This is a genomic window from Caldisericia bacterium (assembly GCA_021158845.1).
Lineage (GTDB): Bacteria > Caldisericota > Caldisericia > B22-G15 > B22-G15 > B22-G15.
Map to the genome: position 1 here is coordinate 1 of JAGGSY010000058.1, position 9,743 is coordinate 9,743.

The following is a 9,743-nucleotide window of genomic DNA, read 5'->3' on the forward strand; positions in this document are numbered from 1 at the left end:
ATAGTGTTAGATACCCTCACCTCAAGAACTACTTTCTTAACTTTCCTACTCTTTGCAAGATCTATTATATAATTCATTAACTTTGTTCCAATACCTTTATTTCTAAAATCTGGATGAACTGTTACATTTGTGATATGAACGAAATCCTTAAAGAACCAACTTCCTATATAGCCAACGATCTTCTGGTTCTTTTCTACAACAAAGTAGCGGGCAAATCTATTAAAATTTAGCTCAGCATAAAACTCACGTCTTGTCCATGGTGCAGAATAACTTAAATTTTCAATGGATACCACTTCAGGGATATCCCTATTAGTCATTGGTCTTATTTTGATATCTTCCATCTAATTTATATCTTCTTTTCCTTCTTTAATAGCTGACGTAATCTTCTTATAGCTTTAGATTCTATCTGTCTTATCCTTTCCCTTGTTACATTAAACTTTGCTCCAACTTCCTCAAGAGTGTGAGGAACATTCCCACCAAGTCCAAATCTCAACTTTACTATCTCCCTTTCTCTTTCTGGTAGGAATTTAAGCATCTCCATGAGTTCTTCGTTAGAGCAGCTTATTATTGTTTCCTCCTCAGGAGAGAGAATCCTTTTATCTTCCACAAAGTCTGCAAGTCTTGTATCTTCATCATCACCCACAGGAGTCTCAAGAGAGATGGGAACCTGAGCAATTCTCTTGAAATCCTGTATCTTTTTAACAGGAAGTCCCATTTCTTTTGCAATTTCCTCATCTGTTGGTTCTCTTCCAAGCTTTTGCATAAGTTGCCTCGTAACCTTCTTCAACCTATTTATGTTCTCTACCATGTGAACAGGAACTCTTATAGTTCTTGCCTGATCAGCAAGAGCCCTTGTTATGGATTGTCTTATCCACCATGTAGCGTATGTTGAGAATCTCCATCCTTTTCTATAATCAAATTTCTCCGTTGCCTTTATCAATCCAAGATTACCTTCCTGGATTAAATCTAAAAAGAGAAGTCCTTGACCTATATATTTCTTTGCTATGCTTACCACAAGTCTTAAATTGCTTTCAATAAGTTTCTTTCTTGCCTTTTCCCTTTCCTCAGGCGTTCCTTCTCTCATCTTCTTTGCAAGTTCATACTCCTCCTTTGGGCTAAGAAGAGGAATTTTACTTATCTCTCTAAGATATGCGTTTACAGGGTCGAGGGGACCAACCACTTCTTCCTCTTGTTTTTTCTCTTCCTTCTTTGTCTCCTCTTTTTGTGTCTCCGATTGAATCTCTTTTTTATCTCCAAACTTAACACCCTCTTCTATAAGAGTTTCATACATTTCATCTACCTCTTCAGAGGTAAGGTCTTCAATGGATTCGAGGGTTTGAATTATATCTTCATAGGAAAGCCTACCTTTTTCTTTCCCTTCCTTTATCAAATTCTCTATCTCCTTATGCTTAAATTTTTCAGGCAAACTTTACACCTCCTTTTTGTGTAAAAAACTTTTTATCTCTTTCTCAATCTCAAACAACTTTAATTTTAAGTAATTAAATCTTTCTTCATCCTTTTTGTCTATCTCATCAATCTCCTTTATAATCTTCTCTTTAACCCTTATAAGATATCTTAACTTAAACCTTCTAAAAATGTCGAAAAACACTTCTTCACTTATCTCATTATCCTCAAGAATCATCTCTCTGTAGATAGAATCTTCTTCTAATACATCCTTAGTCAAATTAGAGGTAAACTTTCTGTACAGATTCCTGTATCTTTCTGTGAAAAAGTAATTCTCATCAATCTCATCTTTTATTATACTAAAAAACTCTTCATTTTTAACAATAGCTGATAAGAATTCTCTTTCAAGGAGATCTTTCTGTTCTAATATGCTTTCGTCTCTTTTCTTTTTCTTTTTTCCTCTCTTAATTTCATTAAGTATTATATCTTCGGGAAATTTTGTTCTTTCTGCTATCTTTCTTATCACTTCAAATCTTTTGGCTTCATCCTTTATCCTCTTTGCTATTTCTATTAAATCCTTTACAAGTGGAACAGCGCTCTCATCATTCCTATGCAACTTCTCTGCTTCGCTCCATAGAAATGTTACTACATCTGGTGCATCTTTAAGAAGTTTAAAGAAACTCTCTTTTCCATTTTTTAACACATATTCATCTGGATCAAGATTTTCTGGTATCTTAACTATTCTTACATCAAAATTTAGAGTTTCTGCTATATCAAGAGCTCTTTTTGTTCCAGCAATTCCACCTGTATCTGGATCAAAACATATATAAATTCTATCTGCAAATCTCTTTAGTATCCTTCCCTGATCTATGGTAAAAGAGGTTCCCATAGAAGAGACACTATTTTCTATACCATTTTGATGAAGCATTATTACATCCATATAACCCTCTACAAGTACAACTTCTCTATTTTTAAGAATTGAATCCTTTGCCTGAAAGATACCATAAAGAGCTTCCCTTTTCTTAAACACTGATTCACCAGAATTTATATACTTTGGCTCCTCATCCTTCAAGGTTCTACCTGAAAACCCAATTACCCTTCCCACAGTGTCAAATATGGGGAAGATAAGTCTTCCTCTAAAATGCGAAAAGGGATACAATCCAGTTTTTTTAAATATTTCTGGTTTTATATTTTTCTCTTTAAGAAAAAAGGATATATCCTCTGGAGCATAGCCTAACCTAAATTTAGATATAACCTCTTCTTTAAGTCCCCTCTTTTTAAGGTAGTTCATGGCTTCTTTATTTTCATGAAGTAACTTTTCAAAATAGGATGTAAAAATTTCATGAAGATTGAATATTTCCCCTTTCTCTTTGCTAACTTTGTACTTAGGAATTTCAACTCCTGCCCATTTAGCAAGTATCTCAACTGCTTTTACAAAATCCACACCTTCAATTTTCATTATAAAATGGTATATGTTTCCTCCAACTCCACATCCAAAACAATGAAATAGACCCTTCTCTCTTGAAACACTAAATGAGGGATTCTTATCTGGATGGAATGGACACAATCCCATATAATTTTTTCCTCTCTTCTTCAATTTGACATATTGAGAGATATATTCCACTATATCTACTTTTTCTCTGAGTTCCTCTGCAAATTCATAAAGATCCTTTACTTTTTCCATGGTTTAGGTATAAATAAATCATTGTATAAGCTTAAAAGATACTCATCTGTCATGCCAGATATGTAATCGCATACATACCTTGTCCTTATCTCCTCAATCTTAAGAGCCTCCTCCCAGGTAGAAAATTGCTCTGGGAGTTCATACTTATTTACAAAGCTCAATAACTTTTCTGGTTTCTCCATAAAATAATCAAACATGTCCGATATTACCTTCTCAATTTTAAATCTTTCTTCTCCTCTTACTTCATCGTTAAAGTATAAAACATCCTTTAGAAAATCAAGAAAAATATCCATAACATAGGAAATCTCTTCCGAGAAGAATAGATATCCAGTTTTTGTGAAGTTATTTATTAGATCTTTAACCATAGTATCAATTCTTTCAGGAATTGTAGAACCAAGAAGTTTTGTTATAGCCTTAGGTATATCTTTTTCCTTTACAATCCCAGCTCTTATAGCATCATCAAGATCATGGTTTAGATACGCTATTCTATCACTTAGTGCAACAACAAGACCTTCTGGTGTTTTTGGCATATCCTTAATAATACCTTCTTTGATTTCCCTTAGACCCTTTGAGTGTTTAAGTATTCCATCCCTTACCTCCCATGTAAGATTAAGTCCACTTCTTTTTCTATTCCCATACCCTTCCTCCAATACATCAACTACTCTCAATGACTGCTCATTATGCTTAAAGCCACCGGATGGGACATACTCTTTGTATTTTTTATCCAAAATCTTTTCTCCCATGTGTCCAAATGGAGCGTGTCCAAGGTCGTGTCCAAGTGCTATTGCTTCAATTAAATCCTCATTTAATCTTAAACTCCTCCCCACAACTCTTGAGATTTGAGAAACTTCAAGTACATGGGTAAGTCTTGTTCTATAATGGTCTCCTGCTGGGAAGAAGAAGACTTGGGTTTTCTCCTTTAATCTCCTAAACGCCTTTGAGTGAATAATCCTATCTCTATCTCTTTGAAACTCCGTCCTTATAGGACATTTCTCTTCAGGAAATACTCTCCCCTTTGTATCCCTGGATTTAGTTCCTAAGGGGGAGAGTATTTCTTCCTCTATGTCCTCTAATTTCTCACGTATGAGTTTATTTTTTTGCAAGTTTCTCCTCTACTACAGCTTGTGCTGCAGCGAGTCTCGCTATTGGAACCCTGTATGGTGAACATGAGACATAATCAAGACCTGCTTTAAAGAAGAATTTTATGCTCTTTGGATCTCCACCATGTTCACCACATATTCCTACTTCAAGATCCTTCTTTACTTTCTTTCCTTTCTCTGTTCCCATTTTTACTAACTGCCCAACACCATCCCAATCAAGTGTCTCAAAAGGATCCTCCTTTATAATTTTCATATCCACATACTTCGCAAGGAATTTACCTTGGGCATCATCCCTTGAATAACCAAAAGTCATCTGTGTTAAATCATTTGTTCCAAAAGAGAAGAAATCTGCATACATAGCTATCTCATCAGCAGTTAAAGCTGCTCTTGGAATTTCAATCATTGTTCCAAATTTATACTTAATCTCTACCCCTGCCCTCTCCATTTCCTCTTTTATTGTTTCGTCTAACTTGTCCTTAAGATACTTTAGCTCATTTACATGACCAACAAGTGGAATCATTATCTCAGGGTAGATCTCCATGTTTTCAAGAGTGACCTGTATTGCAGCTTCTATTATTGCTTTCACCTGCATTTCATATATTTCAGGATAGATAATTCCAAGTCTACAACCACGAAAACCCAACATGGGATTGAACTCATGGAGTTCGTTAATAATAGATAGAAGTTTTTCCTTCTCTTTTATCTTAGAGATCAATTCATCCATTTTTCTTAAACTTTCAGCACTCTTTAAACTAAGTTTAAGTTCATTTATCTCCTGCTGTATCTCTTCCCTATTGGGGAGGAACTCGTGAAGTGGTGGATCGAGAAGTCTTATAATCACCGGAAATCCCTCCATAGCTTTAAACAACTCCACAAAATCATTTCTCTGCATTGGAAGTAACTTGTTAAGAGCTTCTCTTCTTTCCTCCTCTGTTCTTGCCATTATCATTTCCTGCATTATTGGGAGTCTCTCTTCACCAAAGAACATGTGTTCTGTTCTTGCAAGACCAATACCTTCTGCACCAAACTCTCTTGCTTTCTTTGCCTGCTCAGGAGTATCTGCGTTTGCTCTTACACCAAGTGTTCTAATTTCATCTGCCCACTCAAGAATCTTCTGAAGATTACCACTGAGGGAGGGCATGATTAATGGAACTTCTCCAAGATACACTTCTCCTGTTGTTCCATCTATGGTAACAACTTCTCCCTTCTTGACTTTTTTATCTCTTGCAATAAAGTAACCTTCACTCATATTTATGAACAACTCTTCACATCCAACAACTGCTGGTTTTCCCATTGCCCTTGCCACTACCGCTGCATGGGATGTCATGCCACCTCTTGCTGTAAGGATTCCCTGAGCAGCATTCATTCCGTGAATGTCATCAGGAGTTGTCTCAGGCCTTACAAGAAGCACCTTTTCTCCTTTTTTCTCAAGTTCCACTGCTTCATCTGGGTCAAATACAACTCTGCCAACAGCTGCACCAGGACTTGCAGCAAGACCTTTTGCAATAACATCTTTCTTTACACTTGGGTCTATCTGTGGATGAAGAAGGGTATCAATGTTTTCAGGTGTCACCCTCATAATCGCCTCTTCTTTAGAAATCAAGCCTTCATCCACCATTTCCACAGCAATTTTCACAGCTGCCATTGCTGTCCTTTTACCTGTTCTTGTCTGAAGAAGATAGAGTTTACCCTTCTCCACAGTAAACTCTATATCTTGCATATCTCTATAGTGTTTTTCAAGAATAAGGGATGCGTTTACCAACTCTTTGTATGCATTCGGCATCATCTCTTCCATAGTCGGAAGATTCTTATTGGCATCCTGCTTTGAGTATTCATTTATGGCATGTGGAGTTCTTATTCCTGCAACAACATCCTCACCCTGTGCATTCGGTAGGAACTCTCCATAAAGGTGTTTCTCACCGGTTCTCGGATCCCTTGTGAATGCTACACCAGTTCCACTGTCGTTTCCCATGTTGCCAAAGACCATTGTTACTATATTTACTGCAGTTCCAAGGTCATCTGGTATCTTGTTTATTTTTCTATAAACTATCGCCCTCTCATTATTCCAAGATTTGAATACAGCTTCTATGGCCATAAATAGTTGCTTATACGGATCCTGAGGAAAATCTTCACCTGTTTCTTTTTTATATATATCTTTAAATTTTTTAATTAACTCTTTCAAACCTTGGGGAGGAATTTCTGGATCTTCCTTTACATTATACTTCTCCTTTATCCTTGTTAATGCTTCTTCAAACTTCTCATGGGGAATACCAATTACTACATTACTAAACATCTGTATAAATCTTCTATAAGAATCATAGGCAAATCTCTCATCATTGGTTAGAGCACTCAATCCCTCAACAGTTTCGTCATTTAAACCAAGATTAAGGATTGTATCCATCATTCCAGGCATAGAAATGGGTGCACCAGATCTAACAGATACAAGGAGGGGATTCTCTCTTGAACCAAATTTCTTTCCAGTTTTCCCTTCAAGCCACGCCATATGATCCAAAATTTCTTTATCCAAACCCTCTGGAAGTTTCTCTCCATTCTTGTAATACTCTATGCACACCTCTGTTGTTATTGTAAAACCTGGAGGAACTGGAAGACCAATTCTTGTCATTTCAGCCAATCCAGCTCCCTTTCCACCAAGTAAATTCTTTAACTCCTTTGAACCTTCTTCAAACTTATAGATTCTTTTCGCCATTTTTTACCTCTCCTTCTATAATTGTTTTTTTACAATTTCCTCAAAAGACGCAAATTCCTTAAATATGTTGAGTAGGTTTGAGAGAAGAGATAATCTATTCTCTCTTATATTTTCATTTTTATCCATAACAAGGACATTATCAAAGAACTTATTGATCTCTGGAACAATAGAGTAGAATTCATTCATAATCTTTTCAAAATCCATCAAATCTAACTTCTGAATCTTTCTTTCTAATTCGCAGCATTTAGAGAAAAGTTTTTTTTCGTAATCAGTTAAGAATATTTCCTCTTTTAATTCCTTGTTTGGTTTAAAGTCTCTAACGATATTGTAGATTCTCTTGTATGCAAGAACAAAGTTATTGAATTCTTTTGAATTGTAGTTTTCCTCAATGAATCTTGCCTTTTTAAAAGACAGATAAGGTGAAAAATCATCTCTTTTAAGAACCGCATTTATTCCATCATATCTTACATTTAACTCTTCAAGGATTATCTTAAATCTCTGTTTTAAAAACTTTATGAGGTTTTCTTTCTTAAAGTCCTTCACTAAATCTTTATCAAAATTTCTGAGGGCTATATCTATAAGTTCACCGATATTAACTGTATTTTTAAATGAAATAAGTATAGATAAAAGTCCAATGGCTACTCTTCTCAAACCATAGGGATCTTCTGAACCTGTTGGTTCAAGTCCTACAGCAAAACTTCCCACAAGAGTATCAACTCTGTCAATAATTCCAAGCACTTTTCCTGTATTTGTGTGTGGCAATCTGTCTCCCTTAAATCTTGGGAAAATGTGATCAAGTATGGTTTGTGCTACATCCTCTTTCTCTCCTGATTCCAGAGCAAGCTCCTTTCCAACAAATCCATGAAGTTCTGGATATTCAGCAACGGTTAAGGTACCAAGATCTGCCTTTGACAGGAGTGCCGCTCTATCTAAAACAAGTCTTTCCTTTTCTGTTAGATTAAACATCTCTCCAATAAAAGAAGTAAGTTTAAGAATCCTCATTGTTTTATCATAGTAAGAACCTAAATGGGTTTCAAAAGTTATAGACTTTAAAAAATCAATTCTATCCTTAAGTGGTATCTCCCTATCTTTGTTGTAGAAAAATACAGCATCGTCTATTTTGGCACTAACAACACGGTTAAATCCATTTTTAATTACCACTGTATTCCTGTTTATTCCATTCTGAACCCCAAAGACATACAAAATCTCTCCATCCCTAAACCCTGGAAACATACGAGCACCCATCTTTATTATTCCAGAGACTATACTCTGGGGTATCTTCTTTGCCTCCTTTGATAGCACTAAATGAAACACCTTTGGTGATTCTGTAAGATCTGCCAACTCATAAATAAGATTTTTATCTTTGTCTATCTCTACAAGAAACTCTTTCTCCATTTCTAAAAGAGAGGAATTAATTATTTCTATTCTCTCATCAGAAGATATAACTATAGCTTCTTTTTTCATAGCATCTTTATAATCATTGAAATTCTTTACTACTATATCTCTTTTCTCTGTTTTTAAAAATGGTTTTGTTCTATTACTGGATTTAACCGTGCCTATTTTAAAATTAACAACCCCATCACCAAAAATGGAAACAATCCATCTTATTGGTCTTACAAAAGTAACTCCATCCCACCTCATACTTTTCTTCATGGGAATTGAAAGAATTATTTTAGGTAAGTTTTCCTCCAATAAATATTTTGTTTCTTTTTTCTCCAGTTTTTTATTTAGAAATACATATTCTCCCTGAGTGGTTTTCTCTATGGATATATCCTCTATGGTGGCACCATGTTTTGATAGAAATCCCTTTAAGGCAGGGGATGGTTCACCATTTTGAGTAAATGATATTTTTTTAGAAGGTCCTTTGATCTTTATCACCTTTTCTTTTTGCTCTTCAGATACATTCTTTACATAAAAGATAAACCTTCTTGGTGTAAAATAAACCTCAACTTCATCATGTTCTATCTCTTCCTCTTTAAAGAAATTCTTAAGATTGGTTGCTATTGCTTCAGCAGTTTCTTTAAGAAAACGAGAAGGGATTTCCTCACATCCAATCTCTAAGAAAAAATCTTTACTCATTGTAAGCCTCACTGTAGAGTTTTGCGCACATATTTGCAATTCCTCTAATTCTATTTATATAGTTTGTTCTCTCCGTAACTCCAAAAGCTCTTCTTGCATCAAGAATATTAAAGATATGGGAGCATTTCAGTGCATACTCATACGCTGGCAAAATCAATCCATCTTCAAGAAGTTTTTTTGCTTCTATTTCAAAAGTGTCAAAAGTATTTTTAAGCATCTTAATATTCGCCTTTTCAAAGGAATATATACAGTGTTCTCTCTCTTCCATGAGTCTTAACTCTCCATAGGTGTATTCTTTGTTCCACATAATATCAAAGATAGATTTTTTATTCTGCAAGAAAAGCACAATTCTTTCAAGACCGTATGTTATCTCCACAGAAACAGGAGATAAGTTAATTCCACCAGCCTGTTGAAAGTATGTAAATTGCGTTATCTCCATCCCATCAAGCCAGACTTCCCAACCAACTCCCCATGCACCAAGTGTAGGCGCCTCCCAGTTATCTTCAACAAATCTTATGTCATGTTCGCTTTCCTTTATACCTAACTCTTCAAGACTTCTTATGTAGAGAGGTATAACATCATCTGGTGGTGGTTTTAAAATTACCTGGAATTGATAATGTTTGTAAAGTCTGTTTGGATTTTCTCCATATCTACCATCCGCTGGTCTCCTTGAAGGTTGAACATAAGCTACCCTCCATGATTTTTTACCCAATACACCGAAGAAGGTGAGAGGGCTCATTGTTCCAGCACCTACTTCTATATCATACCC

7 protein-coding genes are annotated in these 9,743 nt (G+C 35.5%); all 7 read right to left on the minus strand.

Features of this window, described 5'->3' with window-relative positions; genetic code table 11:
- Window positions 1-341 (minus strand): ribosomal protein S18-alanine N-acetyltransferase (gene rimI, locus J7J33_02235; GenBank protein ID MCD6168108.1); only part of this gene is annotated, 341 nt, incomplete at its 3' end.
- 5 nt (window positions 342-346) lie between these two features.
- Window positions 347-1,426 (minus strand): RNA polymerase sigma factor RpoD, encoded by a 1,080-nt coding sequence (gene rpoD, locus J7J33_02240; GenBank protein ID MCD6168109.1) that lies wholly within the window; start codon window positions 1,424-1,426, stop codon window positions 347-349.
- 3 nt (window positions 1,427-1,429) lie between these two features.
- On the minus strand, window positions 1,430-3,088 hold the full coding sequence (locus J7J33_02245) for a DNA primase (GenBank protein MCD6168110.1): 1,659 nt from the start codon (window positions 3,086-3,088) through the stop codon (window positions 1,430-1,432).
- On the minus strand, window positions 3,076-4,191 hold the full coding sequence (locus J7J33_02250; GenBank protein MCD6168111.1) for a deoxyguanosinetriphosphate triphosphohydrolase: 1,116 nt from the start codon (window positions 4,189-4,191) through the stop codon (window positions 3,076-3,078). Before J7J33_02250 ends, J7J33_02245 begins: the two co-directional genes overlap by 13 nt.
- Window positions 4,178-6,895 (minus strand): pyruvate, phosphate dikinase, encoded by a 2,718-nt coding sequence (locus J7J33_02255; GenBank protein MCD6168112.1) that lies wholly within the window; start codon window positions 6,893-6,895, stop codon window positions 4,178-4,180. Before J7J33_02255 ends, J7J33_02250 begins: the two co-directional genes overlap by 14 nt.
- Before the next feature lie 15 nt (window positions 6,896-6,910).
- Complete coding sequence (locus J7J33_02260) at window positions 6,911-8,974, minus strand: glycine--tRNA ligase subunit beta (protein ID MCD6168113.1); 2,064 nt, start codon at window positions 8,972-8,974, stop codon at window positions 6,911-6,913.
- The coding region (locus J7J33_02265) for a glycine--tRNA ligase subunit alpha (protein MCD6168114.1) at window positions 8,967-9,743 on the minus strand (777 nt) is incomplete at its 5' end. The genes J7J33_02265 and J7J33_02260, both read right to left, overlap by 8 nt.

Coding starts and splice junctions, on each gene's coding strand:
- J7J33_02260 (MCD6168113.1), bottom strand. CDS start 8,974: ATGAGTAAAGATTTTTTCTTAGAGATTGGATGTGAGGAAATCCCTTCT.
- J7J33_02245 (MCD6168110.1), bottom strand. CDS start 3,088: ATGGAAAAAGTAAAGGATCTTTATGAATTTGCAGAGGAACTCAGAGAA.
- J7J33_02255 (MCD6168112.1), bottom strand. CDS start 6,895: ATGGCGAAAAGAATCTATAAGTTTGAAGAAGGTTCAAAGGAGTTAAAG.